General features: G+C 74.0%; 19 protein-coding genes. 6 read left to right on the top strand and 13 right to left on the bottom strand.

Going from position 1 to position 21,980, the window contains the following annotated elements; translation table 11 throughout:
- Nucleotides 1-35 precede the first annotated feature (35 nt).
- Nucleotides 36-1,166 (top strand): acyltransferase family protein, encoded by a 1,131-nt coding sequence (locus L332_RS19615; protein WP_021009960.1) that lies wholly within the window; start codon nt 36-38, stop codon nt 1,164-1,166.
- On the opposite strand, the gene L332_RS19610 is transcribed toward L332_RS19615, so the two are convergent.
- The 4 genes from L332_RS19610 to L332_RS19595 are packed head-to-tail and all read right to left on the bottom strand — an operon-like array spanning nt 1,127 to nt 5,233.
- Complete coding sequence (locus L332_RS19610) at nt 1,127-2,545, bottom strand: sugar nucleotide-binding protein (RefSeq protein WP_021009959.1); 1,419 nt, start codon at nt 2,543-2,545, stop codon at nt 1,127-1,129. The two genes, L332_RS19615 and L332_RS19610, sit on opposite strands and share 40 nt — an antisense overlap.
- A gap of 2 nt (nt 2,546-2,547) precedes the next feature.
- Nucleotides 2,548-3,546, bottom strand: coding sequence for a dTDP-glucose 4,6-dehydratase (rfbB, locus tag L332_RS19605; protein ID WP_021009958.1), 999 nt, complete (start codon nt 3,544-3,546; stop codon nt 2,548-2,550).
- Nucleotides 3,547-3,593: 47 nt separating this feature from the next.
- Nucleotides 3,594-4,982, bottom strand: a complete 1,389-nt coding sequence (locus L332_RS19600) for a phosphomannomutase/phosphoglucomutase (RefSeq protein WP_021009957.1) — start codon at nt 4,980-4,982, stop codon at nt 3,594-3,596.
- A gap of 26 nt (nt 4,983-5,008) precedes the next feature.
- Nucleotides 5,009-5,233 carry a DUF3499 family protein gene (locus L332_RS19595; RefSeq protein WP_021064928.1) on the bottom strand — a complete coding sequence of 75 codons (225 nt, stop codon included), beginning with the start codon at nt 5,231-5,233 and terminating at the stop codon, nt 5,009-5,011.
- Nucleotides 5,234-5,277: 44 nt separating this feature from the next.
- Here L332_RS19595 and L332_RS19590 point away from each other — a divergent pair, with 44 nt between their 5' ends.
- On the top strand, nt 5,278-5,700 hold the full coding sequence (locus L332_RS19590) for a hypothetical protein (RefSeq protein ID WP_021009956.1): 423 nt from the start codon (nt 5,278-5,280) through the stop codon (nt 5,698-5,700).
- Nucleotides 5,701-5,796: 96 nt separating this feature from the next.
- Here the strand turns inward: L332_RS19590 and L332_RS19585 are convergent, their stop codons facing one another.
- From L332_RS19585 to manA, 6 genes are all read right to left on the bottom strand, one after another.
- Nucleotides 5,797-7,383 (bottom strand): DUF5719 family protein, encoded by a 1,587-nt coding sequence (locus L332_RS19585; protein ID WP_021009955.1) that lies wholly within the window; start codon nt 7,381-7,383, stop codon nt 5,797-5,799.
- A complete protein-coding gene (locus L332_RS19580; protein ID WP_021009954.1) occupies nt 7,380-10,154 on the bottom strand; it encodes a glycosyltransferase in 2,775 nt (924 codons plus the stop codon). The genes L332_RS19585 and L332_RS19580 overlap by 4 nt, the downstream gene beginning before the upstream one ends.
- A gap of 64 nt (nt 10,155-10,218) precedes the next feature.
- Nucleotides 10,219-11,388, bottom strand: a complete 1,170-nt coding sequence (locus L332_RS19575; protein WP_144061018.1) for an O-antigen ligase family protein — start codon at nt 11,386-11,388, stop codon at nt 10,219-10,221.
- 170 nt (nt 11,389-11,558) lie between these two features.
- Nucleotides 11,559-11,927 (bottom strand): WhiB family transcriptional regulator, encoded by a 369-nt coding sequence (locus L332_RS0114910; protein WP_021009952.1) that lies wholly within the window; start codon nt 11,925-11,927, stop codon nt 11,559-11,561.
- Between the two features lie 135 nt (nt 11,928-12,062).
- A complete protein-coding gene (locus L332_RS19570) occupies nt 12,063-13,289 on the bottom strand; it encodes a glycosyltransferase family 2 protein (protein WP_021009951.1) in 1,227 nt (408 codons plus the stop codon).
- Nucleotides 13,286-14,410, bottom strand: a complete 1,125-nt coding sequence (manA, locus tag L332_RS19565) for a mannose-6-phosphate isomerase, class I (RefSeq protein ID WP_021009950.1) — start codon at nt 14,408-14,410, stop codon at nt 13,286-13,288. Before manA ends, L332_RS19570 begins: the two co-directional genes overlap by 4 nt.
- Before the next feature lie 106 nt (nt 14,411-14,516).
- Between manA and L332_RS19560 the strand changes: the two genes are divergently transcribed.
- Complete coding sequence (locus L332_RS19560; protein ID WP_021009949.1) at nt 14,517-15,695, top strand: acyl-CoA dehydrogenase family protein; 1,179 nt, start codon at nt 14,517-14,519, stop codon at nt 15,693-15,695.
- Here L332_RS19560 and L332_RS19555 read toward each other — a convergent pair.
- From L332_RS19555 to L332_RS19545, 3 genes are all read right to left on the bottom strand, one after another.
- Nucleotides 15,670-16,428: a polyprenol monophosphomannose synthase gene (locus L332_RS19555; RefSeq protein ID WP_021009948.1), complete on the bottom strand. Its 759-nt coding sequence runs from the start codon at nt 16,426-16,428 to the stop codon at nt 15,670-15,672. The two genes, L332_RS19560 and L332_RS19555, sit on opposite strands and share 26 nt — an antisense overlap.
- Nucleotides 16,429-16,504: 76 nt before the next feature.
- The gene (locus L332_RS19550; protein ID WP_021064926.1) at nt 16,505-16,879 is read right to left on the bottom strand and encodes a DUF2304 domain-containing protein; all 375 of its coding nucleotides are present in this window, start codon (nt 16,877-16,879) and stop codon (nt 16,505-16,507) included.
- Nucleotides 16,880-16,888: 9 nt separating this feature from the next.
- Entirely contained in the window at nt 16,889-17,605 is a 717-nt protein-coding gene (locus tag L332_RS19545; RefSeq protein ID WP_021009947.1) for a glycosyltransferase family 2 protein, read from the bottom strand.
- 122 nt (nt 17,606-17,727) lie between these two features.
- Here L332_RS19545 and L332_RS19540 point away from each other — a divergent pair, with 122 nt between their 5' ends.
- From L332_RS19540 to L332_RS19530, 3 genes are read left to right on the top strand one after another with little or no spacing between them, the layout of a single operon-like run.
- Complete coding sequence (locus L332_RS19540) at nt 17,728-18,948, top strand: hypothetical protein (protein ID WP_021009946.1); 1,221 nt, start codon at nt 17,728-17,730, stop codon at nt 18,946-18,948.
- Nucleotides 18,949-19,782, top strand: coding sequence for a glycosyltransferase (locus L332_RS19535; protein WP_021009945.1), 834 nt, complete (start codon nt 18,949-18,951; stop codon nt 19,780-19,782). It begins immediately after the preceding gene.
- 52 nt (nt 19,783-19,834) lie between these two features.
- Nucleotides 19,835-21,979, top strand: a complete 2,145-nt coding sequence (locus tag L332_RS19530) for a glycoside hydrolase family 99-like domain-containing protein (RefSeq protein ID WP_021009944.1) — start codon at nt 19,835-19,837, stop codon at nt 21,977-21,979.
- Nucleotide 21,980 lies beyond the last annotated feature (1 nt).

The following is a 21,980-nucleotide window of genomic DNA, read 5'->3' as shown; positions in this document are numbered from 1 at the left end:
CTCCCACGAGCGCCTCGCGGTAGGATCGATCCTCCATGCCCAGTCAGCCGATCACCGTCGGCGCGTCGGCGACCCATCGCGCGACCTCCCCGATCGCCGCTCGGGCGCTGTGGCCGGACCTCGCGCGCGGCGCGACGGTGCTGCTCGTCGTGGCGATGCACCTCATGTACCTGCAGCTCGTGCCGCTGCTGCACGGCACCGCCGCGACGGTGTGGCACAAGCCCATCGTCGACTGGACGACGCCGCTGCGGATGCCGCTCTTCTTCGTCGTCTCCGGCTACCTCTCGGCGCGGATGCTGCAGCGCTCGTGGCGCGCGGGCATCTCGGGCCGCATCGCGCCTCGTGCCTACCTCTACGTCGTCTGGCTCGCCATCACCGCCGCGACCCTGTGGGGCTTCGCGGCCTGGGACGGCGAGGACTACGACGCGTGGGGCTACTTCGTCTCGGAGCTGTGGCAGCCGACCGGCGTGCTCTGGTACATCTGGGCGCTCGCCGCCTTCTTCCTCGTCGCGAAGGCCACCCAGCGGCTGCCCGACTGGCTCGTCGTCGGGGCCGCGGCGCTCGCCGCGATCTCCGTCGAGCTCGTCGACGTGGGCTCGTGGAAGAGCATCGTCGCCGGCTTCCTGCCGTTCGTGGTCGGCGTGCGCGCGCCGCAGGCGATCCGGGCGCTGACCGAGCGCACCGACTGGCGGCACGGCCTCGCGCTGCTCGCGCTCGCGGTGGCCCTGGTGGCGATCCGGCGGGAGCTGCCGCTGCCGGCGATCAGCCACCTCGTCATGAGCGCGGTGTGCGTCGCCGCGGTGCTCATGCTGCTGCCGCGGATCGCCCACTGGCGCGCCCTCCGGCCCATCCGACGCGTGGGCCGCAACACGCTCGTGATCTTCGCGCTCCACCCGCTGCTCATCATCGCCGCAAACCGCTTCCTGCGCGACACCCCGCACGTGCTCGAGACGATCGCCGCCAGCCCGTGGCTCGCGTTCCTGCTGCCGATCGTCGAGCTGCTGCTCATCGTGGTGCTGTCGATCGGGCTCGAGCGGGCGCTGCGCAGGATCGGGCTGCGCCACGTGTTCGAGATGCCGCGCTTCCGCTCGCAGCGGCGGCGCGTGCGCGATCGCCTCGCCGGACGTCAGAGCGAGCGCACGAACGCGTCGAGCATCTCGAGCTGATCGCGCGGCTCGAAGCCCGTCGACTCGAGCCGCGCGAGGCTCAGCGTGCTCTGCAGCGGCCGGGGCGCGATGCCCTCCTTGCCGGCGTAGTACTCCTCGGTCGTGACCGGGGTGACCCGGGATGCGTCGTGGCCGGTGCGCTCGAACACGCGCGCCGCGATGTCGGCCCAGGATGCGGGCTCCCCGCCGTTCGAGACGTTGTAGGTGCCGAAGGGCGCGCGGGTCGCGAGCAGGTGATCGATCGCGCGCGCGAGCTCGCTCGCGAACGTCAGCCGCCCCACCTGGTCGCCGACGACCGCGGGGTCGATGCCGCGCTCCGCGAGCGAGGCCATCGTGGCGATGAAGTTCTTGCCCTCGCCGACGACCCACGAGGTGCGGAGGATGTAGTGGCGCGGTGCGACGGAGACGGCGAGGTCGCCCGCGGCCTTCGACTGCCCGTAGACCCCGAGCGGTGCGAACCGCTCGGCCTCGTCGTGCTCGGGCACCGTGCCGTCGAAGACGTAGTCGCTCGAGACGTGCACGAGCGTGAGCCGGTGCTCCGCGGCGATCGCGGCGAGGCGCGCGGGACCGCTCGCGTTCGCCGCCCACGCATCGCGGCGGCCCTCGGCGGTCTCGGCGCCGTCGACCGCGGTGTGCGCGGCGGCGTTCACGACCGTGTCGTAGTGCGACCAGCGGACGGCGTCGAGCGTCGACGGGTCGGCGAGGTCGACGGTGTCGCGGCCGACGTAGTCGACGTCGGCTCGGCCGGCCCACTGCTGCCGCAGCGCACGGCCGAGCTGGCCGCTCGCGCCCAGCACGAGGGTCCGCCGCGGCCGCATCGGCTCGACGTCGCCGAGCATGGGGTGGGCGCGGTCCTTGTCGCTCAGCTCGGCGTCGGCGAGCGGGATCGGCCACTCGATCGCCGCGGTCGGGTCCGCGAGGTTGAGGAACGTGTACTCGTCCTGCGCATCGGCCGACCAGTGATCGTTCACGAGGTAGCTGTAGGCCGTGTCGACCTCGAGCGCCTGGAACGCGTTGCCGACGCCGCGCGGCACGAAGACGGCGATCGACGGATCGATCTCGATCGTGAAGGTCGCGCCGAAGGAGTCGCCCTCGCGCAGGTCGACCCACGCGCCGAAGACCCGGCCGGAGGCGACCGAGATGTACTTGTCCCACGGCTCGGCGTGGATGCCTCGCGTCACCCCGGGCGCGGCGTTGAACGAGATGTTGTTCTGCACGGGCCCGAAGTCGGGCAGGCCGAGCGCGAGCATCTTCTCGCGCTGCCAGTTCTCCTTGAACCAGCCGCGGTTGTCGCCGTGGACGGGCAGGTCGACGACGAGGAAGCCCGGGATGGGCGTCTCGCGGATCCGCAGCGGCTTGCCGGTCGCGACGTCGGCCATCGTCAGTGACCTGCCGCGGCGTACTTCGCCTCCGCGGCGGCCTTCTGCGGGCGCCACCACGACTCGTGCTCGCGGTACCACTCGATCGTCGCGGCGAGGCCCGCCTCGAAGTCGGTGTACGCGGGCTCCCAGCCGAGCTCCTCGCGCAGCTTCGTCGCATCGATCGCGTACCGCAGGTCGTGGCCCGCGCGGTCCTTCACGTGGTCGAACGCATCCGCCTCCTGGCCCATGAGGCGGAGGATCGCCTGCACGACCTCGAGGTTGTTGCGCTCGCCGTCGGCGCCGATGAGGTAGGTCTCGCCGATGCGTCCGCGCTCGAGGATGCGCAGCACCGCGCTCGAGTGGTCGTCGGCGTGGATCCAGTCGCGCACGTTCTCGCCCGCGCCGTAGAGGCGCGGCCGCACGCCGTCGATGACGTTCGTGATCTGCCGCGGGATGAACTTCTCGACGTGCTGGCGCGGGCCGTAGTTGTTGGAGCAGTTCGAGATGGTCGCCTCGAGCCCGAACGAGCGCACCCACGCGCGCACGAGCAGGTCGGAGCCGGCCTTCGTCGACGAGTAGGGGCTCGACGGGTTGTAGGGCGTCTCGGGCGTGAACTTCGCGGGGTCGTCGAGCTCGAGGTCGCCGTAGACCTCGTCGGTCGAGATGTGGTGGAAGCGCGTGCCGTGCCGGCGGGCGGCCTCGAGCAGCGTGAACGTGCCGATGAGGTTGGTCTGCACGAACGGCGACGGGTCGGAGAGCGAGTTGTCGTTGTGCGACTCGGCGGCGAAGTGCACGACCGCGTCGGTCTCGGCGACGAGCGGGTCGACGGCCTCGGGGTCGGCGATGTCGCCCACGACGAGCTGCACGCGGTCCTCCGGGAGCCCCTCGAGCGTCGCTCGGTCACCCGCGTAGGTGAGCTTGTCGAGCACGACGACGTCGTGGTCGCTGTGGGCGATGACGTGGTGCACGAAGTTCGAGCCGATGAAGCCGGCGCCGCCGGTCACGAGGAGCTTGCTCATGGGCTCCAGCGTACTGTCCGCCGACGGGCGGCCCGGCCCGCGGGGGCTCAGGCGCGGATGAGCGCGAGCACCTCGTCGCGGATCGCGACCATGTCGGCCTCGGTCTCGGCCTCGGCGTTGAGCCGCAGGAGCGGCTCGGTGTTCGACGGGCGCACCGAGAACCACCACGCGCCGTCGGGCGCCGTGATGGTGAGGCCGTCGAGCTCGTCGACGTCGCCGCGGCCGGCGAAGGCCTCGACGATGCGGGTGTACGCGGCGGGCACGTCGGCGACGGTCGAGTTGATCTCGCCCGAGGCGGCGTAGGGCGAGTAGCGCGCCGCGAGCTCCGACATCGGCTCGGCGTGCGCCCCGAGCGTCGCGAGCACGTGCATCGCGGCGAGCATGCCGTTGTCGGCGCTCCAGAAGTCGCGGAAGTAGTAGTGGGCGGAGTGCTCGCCGCCGAAGACCGCGCCCGTCTCGGCCATGCGGTCCTTGATGAGCGAGTGGCCCACGCGCGTGCGCACGGGCGTCGCGCCCGCCGCCGCGACCACCTCGGGCACGACGCGGCTCGTGATGAGGTTGTGGATGACGACGACGTCCTCCTCTCCCTCCGCCCGCACGCGCGCGATCTCACGCTCCGCCACGATCGCGGCGACCGCCGACGGCGAGACCGCTCCCCCGCGCTCGTCGATGACGAAGCAGCGGTCGGCGTCGCCGTCGAACGCGAGGCCGAGGTCGGCGCCGTGCTCGAGCACCGCAGCCTGCAGGTCGACGAGGTTCTTCGGGTCGAGCGGGTTGGCCTCGTGGTTGGGGAAGGTGCCGTCGAGCTCGAAGTACATCGGCACGACCTCGATCGGCAGGGCGCCGAGGCCGGCGGCATCGCCGAGCACCGCAGGCACGGTGAGGCCGCCCATGCCGTTGGCCGCATCCACCACGACCTTGAGCGGTCGGATGCGCGAGAGGTCGACGAGCGAGCGGAGGTGCGCGGCGTAGTCGGCGAGGATGTCGCGCTCGCTGCGCGAGCCGCGGCGCGAGGCCTCGGGGATGCCGTGGTCGAGGTAGTGCTGCGCGCGGTCGCGGATGGCCGCGAGGCCGGTGTCGAGGCTCACGCCGCGAGCCCCGGCGCGCGAGAACTTGATGCCGTTGTAGGCGGCGGGGTTGTGGGATGCCGTGAACATCATCGCGGGCGCGTCGAGGCTCCCGGAGGCGAAGTAGGAGCCGTCGGTCGAGCACAGCCCGAGGGAGACGACGTCGGCGCCGCGCGCCATGGCGCCGTCGGCGGCGGCCGCCGCGAGCGCGGGCGAGGAGGGGCGCATGTCGTGGCCGATCGCGATCGGCGCGTCGGTGCCCACCTCGTCGGCGAACGCGGCGCCGAGGGCCCGCACGACCTCCTCGGTGAGCTGGCCGTCGACGAGGCCGCGCACGTCGTACGCCTTGACGATCTCGGACAGCGCCATGGTTCTCCTTCGTTCTGGGTGCGGGGTCACCAGGCCGCGCGGCCCGGCTCGTGTCGGGCGACCTGCCACCCGGCGGGGCCGGTCGCGCGCTCTGCGTGCGGCTCGCACAGGTCGTAGCTGCCCTCGATCGCGCCGCGGCGGCTCGCGGGCTGGAGCGGGCCGACGACGAGCAGCTGCGCGCCGTAGTCGACGGTGACGGTGCGGTCGGCGTACCGGCGGCAGCCGGGCCTGGAGCACATCCGTTCGTCCATCCGCCTCAGCGTAGTGCCGCGGGTCGGCGACGTAGGATGGCGGCATGCCCGCGCGCCAGCATTCTCGCGGATCCCGCCACGGTCGTGAGGCGCGATCGTCGCTCGCGGGGCCGGTGCTGCCGTTCCTGTCGTCGCGGGAGACGCGCTTCGAGGACATCGCGGCGGACGCTGCCGACTACGTGCAGTCGCTGTGGCCGGCCGAGCTCGGCGACGTGCGCTTCCAGTGGGCCGACATGCCGCCGCGAGCGCTCGCCGAGCGCGTCGACGAGGTGCCCGAGTGGGCGGTCGACCCGTCGCGGCGGACCATCACGGTCTACCGGCTGCCGCTCCAGCGGCTGCCGCGCGTGCACATCGAGGACGAGTGGCACCGGCAGATCGCGATCGAGGGCGCGGTGTTCCGCGCGGCGGCGGAGCTCATCGGCCGTGACCCGTGGGAGGTCGCGCCGGACCGCTGGCGGCAGCATTGAGCCCGCAACGCGCAATGCGGCGCGGCCGCGTTGCGCGCGGAGGGCTCAAGGTCGAGTAGCCGACCAGGGGCCGGCGTACCGAGACCCCCACCAGGCTCAGTGCACGACCGTGACGCCGCCGGCCGTCGGCCCCTGCGGGCTCGCCGTGAACCCGGCGACGCGGCTCGCGTCGCGATACCCCACGCCCACGACGAGCGCCTCCCCCGCCACGACGACGGAGCCCGCCTCGACCGGCTGCCGGTGCACACCGAGCGCACCGAGCTCGACGGCTCGGCCGTCGACGGTGATCTCCTGCGGCTCCTCCGAGGCGCTCACGACGTGGAGCGTCGCGCCCGGCCCCGGCGGCACGGCGATCGCGGAGCTGCCCGAGCGGGGCTGACCGCCCGCGACCCAGTCGAAGTCGTTGCCGTCGGCGGCGATCGCGACCTGGCGAGCGCCGGCCACGATCGGCGAGTCGGCGGAGATGCGGATCGTGGTGACGCCGACCGGGATCTCCTCGAGCTCGAAGTCGGTGACGCGCCCGGCCTCGAGGTCGCCCTCGGACTCGATCACGGAGCCGTCCTCCGCCTCGAACACGACCCGCACGGGTCCGCCCTCGAGCGAGAGGAGGCGCAGCGCCGGCGCGGCGTCGTCGAAGCCCTCCTGCGTCTCGATGCCCGTGGGCTCCGTCACGACGACCCCGGGGAGCACCGCGGTCGTGAGCGCCGAGACCGCGTCGACGACCTCGAAGCCGCCCCGCTCGAGCCCGCGCGTCGTCGACTGCTGGAGGTGCGCCGAGACGGGCGCGCCCGTGGAGACGACGCGGACCACGACGTCGTCGACGCCCGGGGCGATCGCGGCGAGGTCGAGCACGGCCTGCGAGGCGGGCGGCACGCTGATGCCGGTCGAGCCGACCGTCTCGACGGGGCCCTCGGGCCCGTGGACCGTCACGTCGACGCTCGCGCTCACCTGGGACGCGTTGGCGATCGTGAGCGTCGACTGGCGGCCGGTGCGCGTCGAGCCGCCGACGAGCCACTGGTCGAGCCGCGTCTCGCCGCACTCGCTCACCGCGAGCCCGCGCGCGTCGTCGACGTCGACGGGGAGCGACTGCGCGGCCGAGAGCGTCGTCGCCTCGCCGCGCTGGGCGATCGCGGCGCCGCCCGAGATGTCGTCGCGCGTCGGCACCGGCAGCCGCTGCTCGGTGATCTCGCCGCCGAGGCTGCCGATCGCGACCTGCGGCTCGGCGACCGTCGAGAGCGCGAGCGCGTCGCTGCCGTCGCTCGTGCCTACGCGCAGCGCCGGGCCGGCGCACACGCGCGACTGGAGCGGCGAGGAGGGCAGCACCTGCGAGGTGGGCGCCTCGACGCGCTCGAGCGGCTCGGCCGGCAGCGCGCCCGCCCCGAGCACGGCACCGGTCACGAGGAGCACCGCGCCGAGCCCCGCCGCGGCCCTGCCGCCCCAGCGCAGCATGTCGCGGCGCTCGACGCGACGGGCGCCGTCGGCCGCGTCGTTCGCGGCGGCCTCCCGATCCGTCAGCGCGACGTCCGTCGCGATGTCGCCGTCCGCGACGGGCGCCTCAGCCTCGACCGCGAGCTCCTCGGCCGACGGCGTGCGCTGCCTGGGCCCCTCGTCGTCGCGGATGGGAGAGTCGTCGTCGAACTCCTGCGAATCGTCGATCGCTCCGGGGCCGTCTCGATCGGTCACTGCCACGCCTCCGCTCCCTCGAGCCGCTTCGTGCGCACGCGCGCGCCGCGCCGCAGCGACGGCAGCGCGGCGACGATCGCGCCGGCGATCGCCGCGAGCTGCGCGGCGAGCAGCCAGCCCGCCCACGCGGGCACGGGCGGTGTCGTCGATGCCGCTGCCGCCGTGCGCTGCCACAGCAGGCCGGCCTGCGTCTGGCCGATCGCCTGCAGGTCGCCGCGGGCGTCGAGCGAGCGCTGCGCGCGGTCGTGCAGCCCCGCGGCGCCCTCGCGCTCCTGCTCGACGAGCACGAAGCGCACGCCGAGCCTGTCGAGCAGCGCGGACACGTCGACGTCGGCGCCCGACGCGAGGTCGACCGCCGCTTGCGCGAGCTCCTCCTCGACGGCGTCGGGCGACTCGCGCGCGTGCCGGGCCGTCGAGGCCCGGTCGAGCGTCTCGCCGAGCCCGCGCTCCACCTCGACGCGCAGCACGTCCTCCGCGAGCGGTCGCAGCACGAGCGTGCCGACCCCCGGATCCTCGGCGGCCGCCGCCTCGACGAACGCGGGCATGCGGCGCTCGGGGGCCGGCACGACCGTCGCGGGCGCGAGGAACGAGGTGGCGACGACCGGCAGCGCCGCCGCGACGGCGGCGAGCGCCACGATGCCGCCCGGCACGGCACCGATGCGGTCGTCGACGTCGACCGCGAGCGCGGCGAGCACGACGAGGGCGAACAGCATGAGCGAGGCGCCGGGCCCCGCCCACACGGCGACGCTCTCGCCCTCGAGCGTCGCGACGGCGAGCCGCGAGGCGAGCACGGCCGTGCCGTAGCCGGCGACGAGCAGGAGCGCGGCCGGCCACGCGCGCGCCGGTCGCAGCACGACGCCCGCGAGCGCCGCGAGCGCGAGGGGCGCGAGCAGGCCGAGGGCGATCCAGCCCGCCGCGACGCCGGGCGCCATCGCCGAGAGCGCCGTCTCGAGCGCCGCGAGCGTGCCGTCGGGGGCGGCGAGCGCCGCGTCGAGCGCCGTCGGGGGCTCGCTCCCGAACGGCACGCCCGGGTCGGCGAGCGCCGCGAGCGGGACTCCGGCGCGCCAGCGCTCGACGACGATCGGTGCCATGAGCGCGATCGCGGGCAGCGCCGCGAGGAGGGGCCGGAGCGGCGAGCGCCAGCCGATCGAGGCCGCGAGCACGACGAGCAGCGCCATCGCGGGCACGAGCACCGGGGCGCTCGCGACGACGAGCGCGAGCGGGATCGCGGCCGCTCCCGCGGCACGCCACGAGCGGTGCGCGCGGAGCATCCCGACGAGCGCGAGCGGCAGCGCGAGGTGCGCGACGACGGCCCCGAGCCTGCCCTCGGTGATGGCGAGCAGCAGCGTCGGCGAGAGGGCCCACACCGCGGCGGCGACCGCGGGCGCCCAGCGCGAGCCAGTCAGGCGGCGGGCGGCGAAGAAGCCGACGACCGAGGCGATCGCGGGGGCGAGCAGCAGCAGGAGCACGATCGCGGTCGACGGGCCCCACGGCGTGAGCGAGCCCAGGACCGCGAGCACGAGCGCGAACGGGTCGGCGGCGCCGTGGACCGCGCCGAGCGCGTCCCGCTGGCCGCCGAGGACGCTCGCCCACAGGTCGCCGAGCGAGCCGGGCAGCGGCAGGAGCGCTCCGCCCGTCGCGGCGCCCGCCGTGATGAGCTGGGGCGAGAGCACGAGGCCGACGACGACGGCGAGCGCCGTGACCCAGAGCCCCGCGCCCTCGACGAACCCGACGCGCTCGACCGGCACCGCGCGCATCCGCGCCGGGTCGCCGACCGCCCTCCGCTGCAGCCGCATCGCGCGCCACGGCACGCGCAGGCCGCGCAGCGCGCTCCAGCGCTCGGTGCGCGAGCGCGCGATGCGGCGCCTCGCCCGGGCGACCGGCGCGATCGAGACGAGCGCCGCGAGCGTCGCGCGCCACTCCGCGAGCACAGCCGCGGGCCGCTTCGCGAGCAGGTGGCCCACGGTGCGGAGCACGGCGAGCGGCAGGAGCAGCAGCCAGTGCAGCACGAGCGCGACAGGGTTCGCGTAGGCGAGCCGCCGGTGCAGCTGCGCGCGGCGAGCGATGCCGACGCGCTGCGCGTCGCTCACCGCGCGCGCCGCGAAGTGCTCGGGACCCCCGGCGCGCCGCGCTCGCGCGCGCGGCTCGAGCGCGACTCGATGGCCCGCGAGGCGCGCTCGCACCCCGAGGTCGAGACCCGCGTCGATCGAGCGCAGCACAGGGTCGAAGCCGCCGAGCGCGTCGAAGACGTCGCGTCGCACGAGCATGCCGGTCTCGGCGACGCCGAGCGTGTCGGAGTCGTCGTCGCGCTGCCCCTGGTCGAGCTCGCCCTCGCGCAGCAGCAGGCTGCGGCCGAAGCGCGTCATCGACTGGCCGAACTCGGCGAAGCGATCCGGCGAGTCGGCGCGCATGACCTTCGGGCCCACGAGCGCGACGCTCTCGTGCACGTCGACGTGGCTCAGGAGCGCCTGCAGCGCCCGGGGGTGCGGTGCCGCGTCGTGCGCGAGGAGCCACAGCCAGTCGCCCGCCTCGGCGGGCGGGAGCGCCGCCACGCCGCGAGCGACGAGCTGCCCGAACGGCAGCCTCGGCGCGATGACGACGCTCCGCGCGCCCGACCGCTCGAGCAGCCCGCGCGATGCGTCCTTGGACCCGCCGTCGACCGCGACGAGCGCGTCGGGCGCGACGCGCTGCGCCGCGATCGCGTCGAGGGTCGCCGGCAGGTACTCGGCGCCATCACTGGCCGCGAGCACGGCGAAGACCCTCGGATGCACCCGGCAAGGCTAGGCGCGCGGCTCGCCGTGCCTCCGGGTTGGCGCCGGTGTGCCGCGCGATCGGTCAGCCGACGGTGCTGATCGCGACCGTCTCGGGCGCGCGCGGCACGATCTCCCTGCGTCGGCGCCCGATCGTGAGGATGAGCAGCAGGATCATGCCGTACTCGATCCACGGGCGCGACTCGGCGAGGCCCTGCACGAAGAACGCCACCCACAGCAGCAGCGGGGCCGCGTTCATCGCGTACTCCTCGGGCCGCGAGCGGTACATCGCGCCGAGGCAGTTGACCATCGCGCGCCACTGCATCGCCGCCCACAGGATGACCCCGACGATGCCGAGCTGCATGAAGACGTCGAGCCACACGTTGTGCGCCTGCAGGTAGGCGACGTCGCCCACCCGGCCGAGCACGTCGAACGGCGGCACCCACGGCTGCCAGTACCCGAGGTAGCCGACGCCGACGACGGGGCTCGAGAGCGCGAGGTCGACGACGCGCCCCCAGATGTCGAAGCGGCCCGTGAGGTCGGCATCGCGGTTGAGGAACTCGGCGACGTGCGGCCAGTTCGCGATGATGAGGCCGATCGCGACGAGCCCCGCGGCGATGACGATCGCGAAGATCCGGTAGAACGCGGCGCCCCGCCAGCGCACCCACGCGACGATGAGCCCGCCGATGATCGCGACCGCGAGCAGCGCGAACGTGACGGTCGCGCTGCGCGCGAGCGCGAGCGTGATCGCCGGCAGCAGCACCCAGATCGGCCAGAGGCGATCGAGCCGCGCGACGGCTCGGCACACCGCAACGATGAGCGCGACGAGCGCGACCATCGCGAGCAGGTTGGCGTTGCCCATGAGGCCCTGGATGCGCTCGCCGCGCAGGAGCAGTCCACCGGACCACGCGAACTCGAGCGTCGTGCCGGGCGGGTAGTCGGACCAGAGCGGGAAGAGCGGTCCCCGCAGCACGACCGCGACGAGCAGCTCGAACGCGAGCGATCCGAGCAGCAGTCCCTGCAGGCTCCAGTGGAAGACCGCGAGGATGAGCCGGTACGGCAGCGCGGCGATGAAGATGGCGCTCGCGACCATCCCCATGAGGCCGATCGAGCCGAGCAGGCTCGCGCCCGGGGAGATCGCCCACGCGGCCGAGGCGACGGCGAGCGCCGTGAACATCGCGATCGATCGCGGCACCCGCGAGAGCCGCACCCGCAGGAGCACGAGCTCGATGACGACCCATACGATCGTCGCCACGATGAGGGCCCCCCACGCTGGGTAGCCGATGAGGTTCCGGACCGCGTCGCCTGCCGCCGTGTGGACCACCACCCAGGTGGCGAGGACGGCGCGGCGGCGCTGATGGTGCACCGATCCATCGTGCCATGCGGCGCTCGCGGGTGCGGCGGCGACCGCGAGCTGCGGGGCGATCAGGCGAGCTTGCGGAGCTTCCGGCGCTCCCGCTCGGAGAGGCCGCCCCAGATGCCGAAGCGCTCGTCGTTCTCGAGCGCGTACTCGAGGCACTCCGCGCGCACCTCGCAGGACTCGCAGATGCGCTTCGCGTCGCGCGTCGAGCCGCCCTTCTCGGGGAAGAACGCCTCCGGGTCGGTCTCGGCGCACAGCGCGTCGGCCTGCCACGCCAGCGCGCTGTCGACCTCGGCCGCGCGACGCGCGCCGGGCACGCCGAGCTCGACGGGGTCGACGAACCAGTCGTCCGGGATCGGGCGGTGCAGACCGCCGTTCGTGATCGAGTGCTGTCGGTGCGTCGGCGCGTCGTTGCGCTGCTGTCCCTCTCGCATGGCGTCCCCCGGTTCTGCGGCCCCCGGCCGGGCCCGCTGCGGACAATTACATCGGTGTAGTTCGCGCCGCGTCAAGTCGGCGATCATAGGCGTGGCGTGTCGCGTGGGACCGTCGCGCCGCGGCGTGTCGCGGTGCTACGAGCGCCGCGGCAGCGCCCGGCGCAGCCGTCGAGCGGCGCGCATGAGCGCGTGCTGCTCGAACCGGTCGAGCCGCACTCGCACGGCGGCGAGCTCGGCGCGGACCCGATCGAGCTCGGCCGCCTGGGCGGCGACGAGCGCTTGCGCCGCGGCACTCTCCTCCGTGCGGCGACGCGCCTGCTCGTCGCGCTCGGCGGCGATCTCGTCGCGCGCGCGCTCGAGGCCGTCGGCGTGCATCCGCAGGCCCGTGAGCTCCCGGTAGAGGGGCTCCTCCGCGTCGCGGATCGCGCGGGCGAGCGCGCGCTTCGCCTCGACGTCCTCGTCCGAGAGCACGTCGTCGTCCGTGTCGTCGAGGCTCGCGCGCAGCAGCGCCGGCAGCACCGCGGAGCCGACGAGCCGCTCGAGCCGCTCGCGCAGGCCGTCGTCGGCCACGAAGCCGCCGGCCTCGAGCTCGGCCCCCGTCGGGCTCCGCAGGGCGAGGAAGTCGTCGAGCACGCCGGCCTGGAGCCTGCGCCAGTCGCGCATGCCGTGGTGCCGGGGCGACGGGCGCAAGTGCGGGCTCGCCTCGTACCCGCGCCCCATGTTCTCGGTCTTCCGCGACAGCTGGTCGATCGACCGCCATGGCAGGTGGAGCACCTCGAGCGCGAGCGCCTCGGGCACCTCGCCGTGCTGCTCGATCGAGGTGAAGTGGTTGCCCTGCGCGACCTCGACGTCGGGCGAGCCGACGTGGATCGCGTTCGGCGTCGGGTGCGACAGCACGCCCGCGGCGCGCAGCTGCTCGTCGGAGCGCTCGTCGCGGTAGCGCAGCCGCCGGATGCCGCTGCCGCGGCGCGCCATCGGCCCCACGAGGTTGACGACCGGCACGTCGAACGCGCCGAGCTCGCGCGGCATGCGCTCGAAGGCCTCGCGGAGCGTGAGCGACGCGTCGCGCGCGACGACGAACTCGTCCGCGTCGCCGTTCACGACCCAGTCGGCACCGAACTCGGTGTGCGCGAGCCTCGCCATCCGGGTGACGACCTCGCCCTGCTGCTTGCGGTGCTCCGGGTCGTCGAAGACGGTCACGGGCGCGACCGCCTCGTACTCGCGCAGGAGCTCGCGCGTGCCGTCGACGGATGCGTTGTCGGTGACGAGGATGCGGTCGACCCCCTCCGCGAGGTGGTGCTCGAGCGTCGCCGCGATGATGTCGGCCTCGTCGCGCACCATCATCGTCAGCACGAGGGTCACGGGGCGATCCTACGGTCGGGCGCGGCGCCCGCGAGCGCCGCCCACGCGTCATCGCCCTCGAGCTCGAGCTCGCTCGCGCCCGCGACGAAGGCGGCCTCGCCGCGCGCGAGCTCGAGCCGCTCGCCGCCCGCGACGATCGAGAGCGGCGCGACGGCGAGCACGATCGCCTGCTCGGCCGAGGCGCGGTGCCGGCCGCGCACGCGCCGCAGCTCGAACGGTGCATCGGGACGCCAGGCGGTCGCGCCGGGCAGCTCGACGGGAGCGAGCCTCGGGTCGTCGAGCGGCGTGAAGTCGAGGATGCGCAGCAGCTCGTCGCGGTCGACGTGCTTCGGGGTGAGCCCGCCGCGGAGCACGTTGTCGCTCGGCCCCATGAGCTCGATGCCGAGGCCCTCGAGGTAGGCGTGCAGGTTGCCCGCCGCGAGGAAGAGCGCCTCCCCCGGCTCGAGCGAGAGGCGGTGCAGCAGCAGCGCGATCGCGATGGCGGGATCGCCGGGGGATGCGGCCTCGAGCCGGCGCACGGTGTCGCGCTCGGCCTCGAGCCCCGCGGGCAGCCGCTCGGCGGCCGCGACGATGCCGCGCACGACCGAGCGCGCCTCCTCGCCGCCGGCGAGCATCCACCCGACCGCGCGCTCGAGGGAGGCCCGCACGCGCTCGGCGAACGGGGCCACGCGCTCGTCGAGCGCCGCGAGCGCGTCGAGCACCGGCAGCGACGCGTCGAGGGGGCGGAAGCCGCTCAGTGCCTCGAACCGCGTGACGGCCACGAGCAGCTCGGGCTTCGCGTGCGGGTCGCGGTACGTGCGCGTCGGCGCATCGCGCGGCAGCCCCGCGGCGTCCTCGCGCGCGAAGCCCTCGGCGGCCTGCGCCGCGTCGGGGTGCGCCTGGAGCGAGAGCGGCGCGGCGGCCGCGAGCACCTTGAGCAGCATCCCGGGCTGCTCGACGCCCGCGTCGTCGAGCACCTCGTCGAGCGGCCTGCCGTCGACGCGCGACGGGCACCCGGGGTGGGCGCCGAGCCACAGCTCGGCCTGCGGTCGCCCGATCGTCGGCACGCCGAGGTAGTCGGGGATCGCCGACGCGCTGCCCCACGCGTAGTCGCGGGGCTCGTTGGTGATGCGCACAAGCACGGGGGCGGCTCCTTCGGGCACAGTTGGGTCGAGGCTACCAACGGGCGGCCGGACGGCCCCCGCTGGCCTAGCGTGCGGAGCGACCGCTGATCCTGACGGGAGCACCATGGACTTCACGCCGCTCGAGAGCGACTTCTACGGCTTCGCGCACGACCTCACCGCCGCCGAGCAGGCCTCGCTCGCCGAGATCCGCGAGTTCATGGAGACGCGCGTGCGGCCCGAGATCGACGAGCACTGGCACGCCGACGCGTTCCCGATGCACCTCATCCCCGGCATCGCCGCGCTCGGCGTCATCGGCCCCGCGTGGGCCGAGTCGGCGCGATTCGAGAGCTCGGCCGTCTACCGCGGCTGGATCGCGCTCGAGATGAGCCGCGTCGACGCATCCGTCTCGACCTTCGCCGCCGTGCAGAACGGCCTCGTATGCGGCTCGATCGGCGTCGCGGGATCCCCCGAGCAGCGCGCCGAGTGGCTCCCGCGGCTCGCCGACTGCTCCGTGATCGGCGCGTTCGGGCTCACCGAGCCGCGCTCAGGCTCGGATGCGTCGAAGGGCCTCGCGACGACCGCGCGGCGGGACGGCGACGAGTGGGTGCTCGACGGCGAGAAGCGCTGGATCGGCAACGCGACCCACGCCGACGTCGTCGTCGTGTGGGCGCGCGACGACGCCGACGGCGAGGTGAAGGGCTTCATCGTGCCCACGTCGAGCGAGGGCTACTCGGTCTCCAAGATCGAGCGCAAGATCTCGCTGCGGATGGTGCAGAACGGCCACATCGTGCTCGACGGCGTGCGCGTGCCCGAGTCGATGCGGCTGCAGGGCGCCTCGAGCTTCCGCGACACCGCGCGCGTGCTGCGCCTCACGCGCGCCGAGGTCGCGTGGAGCGCGGTCGGCGTCATGGTCGGCGCCTACGAGGCGGCGGTGCGCTACACGACCGAGCGCACCCAGTTCGGCAAGCCCATCGCGGCGCACCAGCTCGTGCAGGACCTGCTCGCGAAGTCGCTCGGGCACATCACCGCGTCGATCGCGCTGTGCGTGCAGGTCTCGCGCATGCTCGACGAGGGCCGCCAGGGCGACGCGCACTCGGCGCTCGCGAAGGCCTACACGACGGCGCGCATGCGCGAGGTCGTCGCGTGGTGCCGCGAGGTGTGCGGCGGCAACGGCATCGTGACCGACTTCGACGTCGCGCGCTTCTTCGTCGACGCCGAGGCGCTCTACACCTACGAGGGCACCGCCCAGATGAACTCGCTCATCGTCGGCAAGGCGATCACCGGAGCGTCGGCGTTCGCCTGACCGCCTCGGCGCTCGAGCGCAGCTGGCCGAACCGCCGGCCGATGCCCCACGCCGTCGTGCGCACGAGCGCCTCGACGATGATGCCGCTCGACATCTTCGAGCGGCCGAGCTCGCGCTCGCGGAAGGTGATCGGCACCTCTTCGATGCGCGCGCCGAGGTCGGCCGCGCGACGCGTCATGTCGATCTGGAAGCAGTAGCCCTGGCTCGAGATCTCGCACGCGAGCATCTCGCGCAGCAGCTCGGCGCGGTAGACGCGGTAGCCGGCGGTCATGTCGGCGACGTCGATGCCGAGCGCGAGCTGCGCGTAGCGCGTGCCCGCACGGCTGATGAGCTGCCGGTGCGCCGGCCAGTCGACGATCCCGCCACCGGGCACCCAGCGCGAGCCGATCACGAGGTCGGCGCGCTCGGCGGCCGCGAGCATCGCGGGCAGCGCATCCGCGGGGTGCGAGCCGTCCGCATCCATCTCGACGACGAGGTCGAAGCCCTCGTCGATCGCGAGCCGCATGCCCGCGAGGTACGCGGCTCCGAGGCCCTGCTTGCTCGAGCGGTGCAGCACGCGCACGCGCGCGTCGACCGCGGCCATCGCGTCCGCCACGTCGCCCGTGCCGTCGGGGCTGCCGTCGTCGATGACGAGCAGCGTGACGTCGGGGACGGCCGCGAGCAGCCGGTCGGCCGTGACCGGCAGCGCTTCGCGCTCGTCGTACGTCGGCATGAGCACGATGGTTCTCGGCATGGATCTCCGTCCAGGGGCAGGATGCCGATCGTAGTGGGCGTCGGTGGGCGATTCCTGCCCGGCCGCGCCGCGGCGCTCAGCGCTCCTCGACGCCCGTCGAGCTGGGCGCCGGCGGCTTCGCCTCGGCGATCGCGAGCTCGCGCGTGAGCTCCGAGATCTGCCGGTCGACCCTGCGCAGGTGCGCCGAGGTCGACAGGCCGTAGCCGATGAAGACGATGATGAGCCCGTAGAGCAGCAGGTCGGCGCCGCGGCCGACGCCGACGGCGTTCGCGACCGCGTTCGCGAGCGACGGGAAGATCACCGCGATGATGCCGACGACGAGCGCCGCGAGCATCGTCAGCCGACGGATCGCGAGCCCTCGCGCCCCCTTCGTCGGCAGCACCAGGATGACCGCGGGCACCGCGAGCCCGATGATGAGGATGATCTGGATGACGATCTTGCCGGTGTCCATGCTCCCGCCCTACTTGAAGATGAGCTCGCTGAGGATGTTCACCGAGTTCCAGAGCGACTGCCCCTTCGAGCGGGAGTAGTCGGTGTAGATGACGTGCACGGGCTCCTCGGCGTAGCGCAGCTCGAGCTCGCCGAGCTGGTCGACGATCTCGGAGGCGTGCGCCATCCGGTTCTGGGTGATCCGGATGCGTCCCGCGGCCTCGCGCGTCATCGCGCGCAGGCCGTTGTGGGCGTCCGTGAGGCGCACGCCGCTCGTGACGCGCTGGAAGATGACGGCCGCGCGCAGGACGAGCCGCTTGGCGAGGCCCGGCTTCGTGCGGCCGTCGAGGAACCGCGAGCCGATCACGATGTCGAGCGGCTCCGCTCGCAGCCGCTCGACCATGCGCAGCGCATCCTCGGTCCGGTGCTGCCCGTCGGCGTCGAAGGTGACGATCCAGCGCGCGCCCGGGTCCTGGAGGGCGTAGCGGATGCCGGTCTGCAGCGCTGCCCCCTGCCCGAGGTTGACGGCGTGCTGCACGACGTGCGCGCCGCCGGCTCGCGCCTCGTCGGCCGAGCCGTCGGACGAGCCGTCGTCGACGCACACGACGTTGGGGAAGGTGCGGCGCGTGTGCTCGATCACCTCGCGGATGACGGGCGCCTCGTTGAACAGCGGGACGACGAGCCACGTGCCGCGAGCGATCTCGGGGGTCGCGAGCGGCGCACCGTCGAAGTCGCCTCCTGCTGCCACCCGGGCAGTCTACCGGCGGGCGCCCGAGGACGCCCGCGCCGTCCCGGGCGGCACGCGAGACGTAGGCTGGCAGGCATGGGACCGCGCCTCGCCTCCGCTCGCTCGCGCGGCGACGACGGCGCATGACGACCGCCGCGAGGTCGGGGCTCACGGGCGTCGCGGGCGCGACGGTCTTCTCCGCCGCTTCCGGCTACCTCGTGCTGTTCATCGCCGCCCGCAGCCTCGGTGCGGAGCGGTACGACGTCTTCGCCGTCTACTGGTCGGCCTTCTTCGCGCTCACCGGCATCGTGAACGGGCTCATGCACGAGTCGACCCGCGCGGTGCACGCCGCGCTCGAGTCGGATCGCCGCGACGGCGCCCGGCCTGCGATCGTCGCGACCGTCGTCGGCGCCGTCGTCGCCCTCCTCGTGCTCCTCTCCGCTCCGCTCTGGGCCGAACGGCTCGTGCCGGAGCACACCGGCGTCGGCGTCGGGCTGCTCGCCGCCGCGATCGCGAGCTTCACGCTGCAGGCCGCGCTGAGCGGCGCGCTCTCCGGCTCGGGGCGGTGGGGCCTCTACGGCGCGCTCCTCACGATCGACGCAGCGCTCCGGCTCGTCGTCGCGCTCGCCGCGGCGCTGCTGGGGCTGCCCGAGATCGGCCTGCTCGTCGCGACCGTCTGCGGCTCGGTCACCTGGCTCCTGCTCGTGGCGCTCTCGCCCGGGTGCCGAGCCGCGCTGCGCCTGCGCGCCGACGTCGCGCTGCGCCCCTTCCTCTCGCGCGTGCTGCAGGCGATGGTCGCGGCATCGGCGACCGCCGCGCTCGTCGTCGGCTTCCCCGTGCTGCTCAAGGCCACCGCGGGCGCCGAGGATCCGCAGGTGCTCGGCGGGCTCATCCTCGCGGTGACGCTCACCCGCGCGCCGCTGCTCGTGCCGCTGACGTCCTTCCAGAACGCGATCGTCGTCCACTTCGCCGACCGGCGGGAGGCCCGGGCGCGCGCCCTCGCGCTCCCGGTCGTCGCGGTGCTCGGCGTCGCGGTGCTCGGCGCCGCCGCGGCGTGGCTCGTGGGCCCGCCGATCCTCGCGTTCATGGGCGAGGGCTTCGACGTGCCCGGCGCGCATCTCGCGGGCCTCACCGTCGCCTCGGGCACGACCGCGGCCCTCTTCCTCTCGGGCGCGGCAGCCCTCGCGCACGAGCGCCACGGCGCCTACGTGCTCGGCTGGTGGGCGGCGACGATCGCGACGCTCGCCCTGCTGCTGCTGCCGCTCGACCTGTCGACGCGCACGATCGTCGCCCTGCTGGCCGGGCCGCTCATCGGGATAGGCTGGCACGCCGTGGCGATCGCGCGCACGGGGAAGGCTCGCTGAATGGACGACTGGGGCACTTCGGTCCTCATGACGGTCTACCACCGCGTGGAGCCCGACCACTTCGAGCGGGCGCTCGAGAGCATGTTCTCGCAGTCGCTCGCGCCCGACGAGATCATCGTCGTCGAGGACGGGCCGCTCGGCCCGGGGCTGCTCGACGTGCTCGCCTCGTTCGAGGGCCGCGACATCCCGCTCGTGCGCGTCGCGCTGCCTGAGAACCGCGGCTCGGCGATCGCGTCGCAAGCGGGGCTCGAGGTCGCCCGCCACCCGTGGATCGTGCGCATGGACGCCGACGACGTCTCGCTGCCGCACCGCCTCGAGATCCAGATGGGCGAGCTGCGCCGCGGCGGCATCGACGTGATCGGCTCGGCGATGAGCGAGTTCGACGGCGAGGAGAGCCGGCTCGTCGGCACGCGCACGCTGCCGCTCGAGCACGACGCGATCGCCCGCTACGCGAGGATCAACAGCCCCGTCAACAACCCGAGCGCCGTCATCCGGCGCGCGCACCTCGAGGCGGTGGGCGGCTACCGCCACGTGCCGCTCATGGAGGACTACGACGTCTACGCGCGGCTGCTCGCCCACGGCTCGGTCTTCCGCAACCTCGCGGAGCCGCTCGTGCTGTTCCGCGCGGGCGAGGCGATGTTCAACCGCCGCGCCGCGCGCGGCATGCTCGCCGCGGAGCGCGCGATGCAGCGCAACCTCGTCGACTACGGGCTCGTCTCGCGGCCCCGGTCGTGGTTCAACCTCGGCGCGCGCGCCGCGTTCCGCGCCCTCCCCCGACAGGCGCTCCGCCGCACCTACCGCGTGCTCTTCTACCGCTCGCGCGACGGCCGCTGAGCGGCTCGGCCGCGCCGAGGCGGCCCTCGGGGCCGCTCGATAGACTCGCACGGTGACGGAACCGACGAACGAGCCCTCGTCCGAGCGCAACCAGATCGTGGAGCTGCAGCAGGAGCTCGCGCGCGCCCGCCGGGAGCTGCAGGCCGCCGAGCAGCTGGCCGCGCGGCCCGACCCGTGGGACCCGAAGGTCTGGGTCGGTCGCGCGAGGCGCATCGGCGGCATGGGCCGGCGGTTCGCCGAGCGCACGATCCGCCGGCAGGCGTCGCCCAAGGTCGTGGAGGCAGCGCCCTCGGCCGCGCCGTCGTCGTTCGAGTCATGGCAGCGGCGCATGCAGGGCTCGCGCTTCGTCGGCTTCCCGTCGTACTGGCGCTACTCGCGCCGCGGACCGGCGACGCCGGCGCCCATCGCGGTCGTGCTCCACTGCCACTTCATCGACCTGCTCGACGACCTCGTCGCGAGCCTCGCGGCGATCGGCGAGCCCTTCGACCTCTACGTCACCAACTCGTCGGGCGAGGCGATCGCCGCCGACCGGCTCGTCGTCGAGGGCGCGCGGCACGTCGAGGTGCTCACGGTCGAGAACCACGGCCGCGACATCTGGCCGCTCGTGCAGGTGGTCAACGCCGGCATCCTCGACCCCTACGACGTCGTGCTCAAGGTGCACACGAAGAAGAGCGCGTGGCGCGAGGAGCACCCCGAGCTCGCGGGCGACGGCGCGACGTGGCGCTCGAGCCTCACGAGCGCGCTGCTCGGCTCCGCCGACAACGTCGCCGAGATCGTCGCCGCGATGCGCGCCGACCGAGACATCGCGGCGGTCACTGCCGACGGCAGCGTCGTCGGGACGGAGCACTGGGGCGGCGACCTCGACCTCGTCCGCGGCATCTACCGGCGGCTCTCGATGCCGCTCGACCCGGAATCGCTGCGCTTCCCCGCGGGCTCGATGTACTGGATCCGCGGCTTCGTCCTGCAGGGCCTGCGCGCGTTCCGCTTCGATCGCGACGACTTCGAGCCCGAGGCGGGCCAGATCGACGGCACGTGCGCGCACGCGATCGAGCGGATGATCGGACTGCTGAGCACCGAGGCGGGGATGCGGGTGCTCGAGCGCCGCGAGGTGCCCCGCGGCGCGACGCCGGCCGAGGACGCGGGCGCGCGGATCGTGCCCTTCTACCTGCCCCAGTTCCACCGCGTCGCCGAGAACGACCGCTGGTGGGGCACGGGCTTCACCGAGTGGTACAACGTCGTCAAGGCCGAGCCGATCTACCCGGGCCACGTCGTGCCGCTGCGGCCGACCGAGCTCGGCTACTACTCGCTCGAGCTCGACTCGGTGCGCGCCGAGCAGCGCGACCTCGCCCGCTCGCACGGCATCGAGGCGTTCATGTACTACTACTACTGGTTCGCGGGGCACAAGCTGCTCGAGCGGCCGATCGAGGCGCTGCTCGCGAGCGACCTCGACCAGCCGTTCTGCATCATGTGGGCGAACGAGAACTGGACGCGCACGTGGGACGGCGGCACCGCCGACGTGCTCATCGCGCAGGAGTACGACTCCGTGCCGGCCGAGCAGTTCATCGACGACGTCATGCCGCTGCTGCGCGACCCGCGCTACCTCCGCGCGGGCGGCGCGGTCGTGCTGGCCGTCTACAAGCTCGCGCAGCTGCCCGACCCCGCCGCGACCGTGCGGCACTGGCGCGAGCGCTGCCGCCAGGAGGGCGTCGGCGAGCTGCTGCTGCTGCAGGTCGACGTCGGCGAGGCGATGGGCGGGCTCGAGCGCGCCGGCGCCGCGGACGTCGTCGACGGCTCGCTCGGGTTCGCCCCGCACAACTTCCCGTGGATGCTCTCCGAGGTCGCCGCCGCGCCGAAGGACGATCGCTTCACCGGCAACATGATGAGCTACCGGGGCATGGCCGACGCGGCGATCGAGGCGCTGCCCCGCACGCCCGCCGGGCACCACCCCGGCATGATGGTCACGTTCGACAACACCGCGCGGCGGCAGTGGAACCCCGACGTCTTCACCGGCTCGAACCCCTACACGTTCCGGCGCTGGCTCGCGGCGTGCGTCGACGCGGTCGCCGATCGACCGGCCGACGAGCGGCTCGTGTTCGTCAACGCGTGGAACGAGTGGGCGGAGTCGGCCGTGCTCGAGCCGACCGAGCAGTTCGGCCGCAGCTACCTCCTCGCCATCCGGTCGGTGAACGGAGGCTGAC

The organism is Agrococcus pavilionensis RW1 (assembly GCF_000400485.1).
Lineage (GTDB): Bacteria > Actinomycetota > Actinomycetes > Actinomycetales > Microbacteriaceae > Agrococcus > Agrococcus pavilionensis.
The sequence above is the reverse complement of the archived record's forward strand: the minus strand, read 5'-3'. Positions and strand labels throughout refer to the sequence as shown.

Coding starts and splice junctions, on each gene's coding strand:
- L332_RS19595 (WP_021064928.1), bottom strand. CDS start 5,233: ATGGACGAACGGATGTGCTCCAGGCCCGGCTGCCGCCGGTACGCCGAC.
- rfbB (WP_021009958.1), bottom strand. CDS start 3,546: ATGAGCAAGCTCCTCGTGACCGGCGGCGCCGGCTTCATCGGCTCGAAC.
- L332_RS19550 (WP_021064926.1), bottom strand. CDS start 16,879: ATGGACACCGGCAAGATCGTCATCCAGATCATCCTCATCATCGGGCTC.
- L332_RS19535 (WP_021009945.1), top strand. CDS start 18,949: ATGGACGACTGGGGCACTTCGGTCCTCATGACGGTCTACCACCGCGTG.
- L332_RS0114910 (WP_021009952.1), bottom strand. CDS start 11,927: ATGCGAGAGGGACAGCAGCGCAACGACGCGCCGACGCACCGACAGCAC.
- L332_RS19600 (WP_021009957.1), bottom strand. CDS start 4,982: ATGGCGCTGTCCGAGATCGTCAAGGCGTACGACGTGCGCGGCCTCGTC.
- L332_RS19555 (WP_021009948.1), bottom strand. CDS start 16,428: ATGCCGAGAACCATCGTGCTCATGCCGACGTACGACGAGCGCGAAGCG.
- L332_RS19590 (WP_021009956.1), top strand. CDS start 5,278: ATGCCCGCGCGCCAGCATTCTCGCGGATCCCGCCACGGTCGTGAGGCG.
- L332_RS19610 (WP_021009959.1), bottom strand. CDS start 2,545: ATGGCCGACGTCGCGACCGGCAAGCCGCTGCGGATCCGCGAGACGCCC.
- L332_RS19560 (WP_021009949.1), top strand. CDS start 14,517: ATGGACTTCACGCCGCTCGAGAGCGACTTCTACGGCTTCGCGCACGAC.
- L332_RS19615 (WP_021009960.1), top strand. CDS start 36: ATGCCCAGTCAGCCGATCACCGTCGGCGCGTCGGCGACCCATCGCGCG.
- L332_RS19540 (WP_021009946.1), top strand. CDS start 17,728: ATGACGACCGCCGCGAGGTCGGGGCTCACGGGCGTCGCGGGCGCGACG.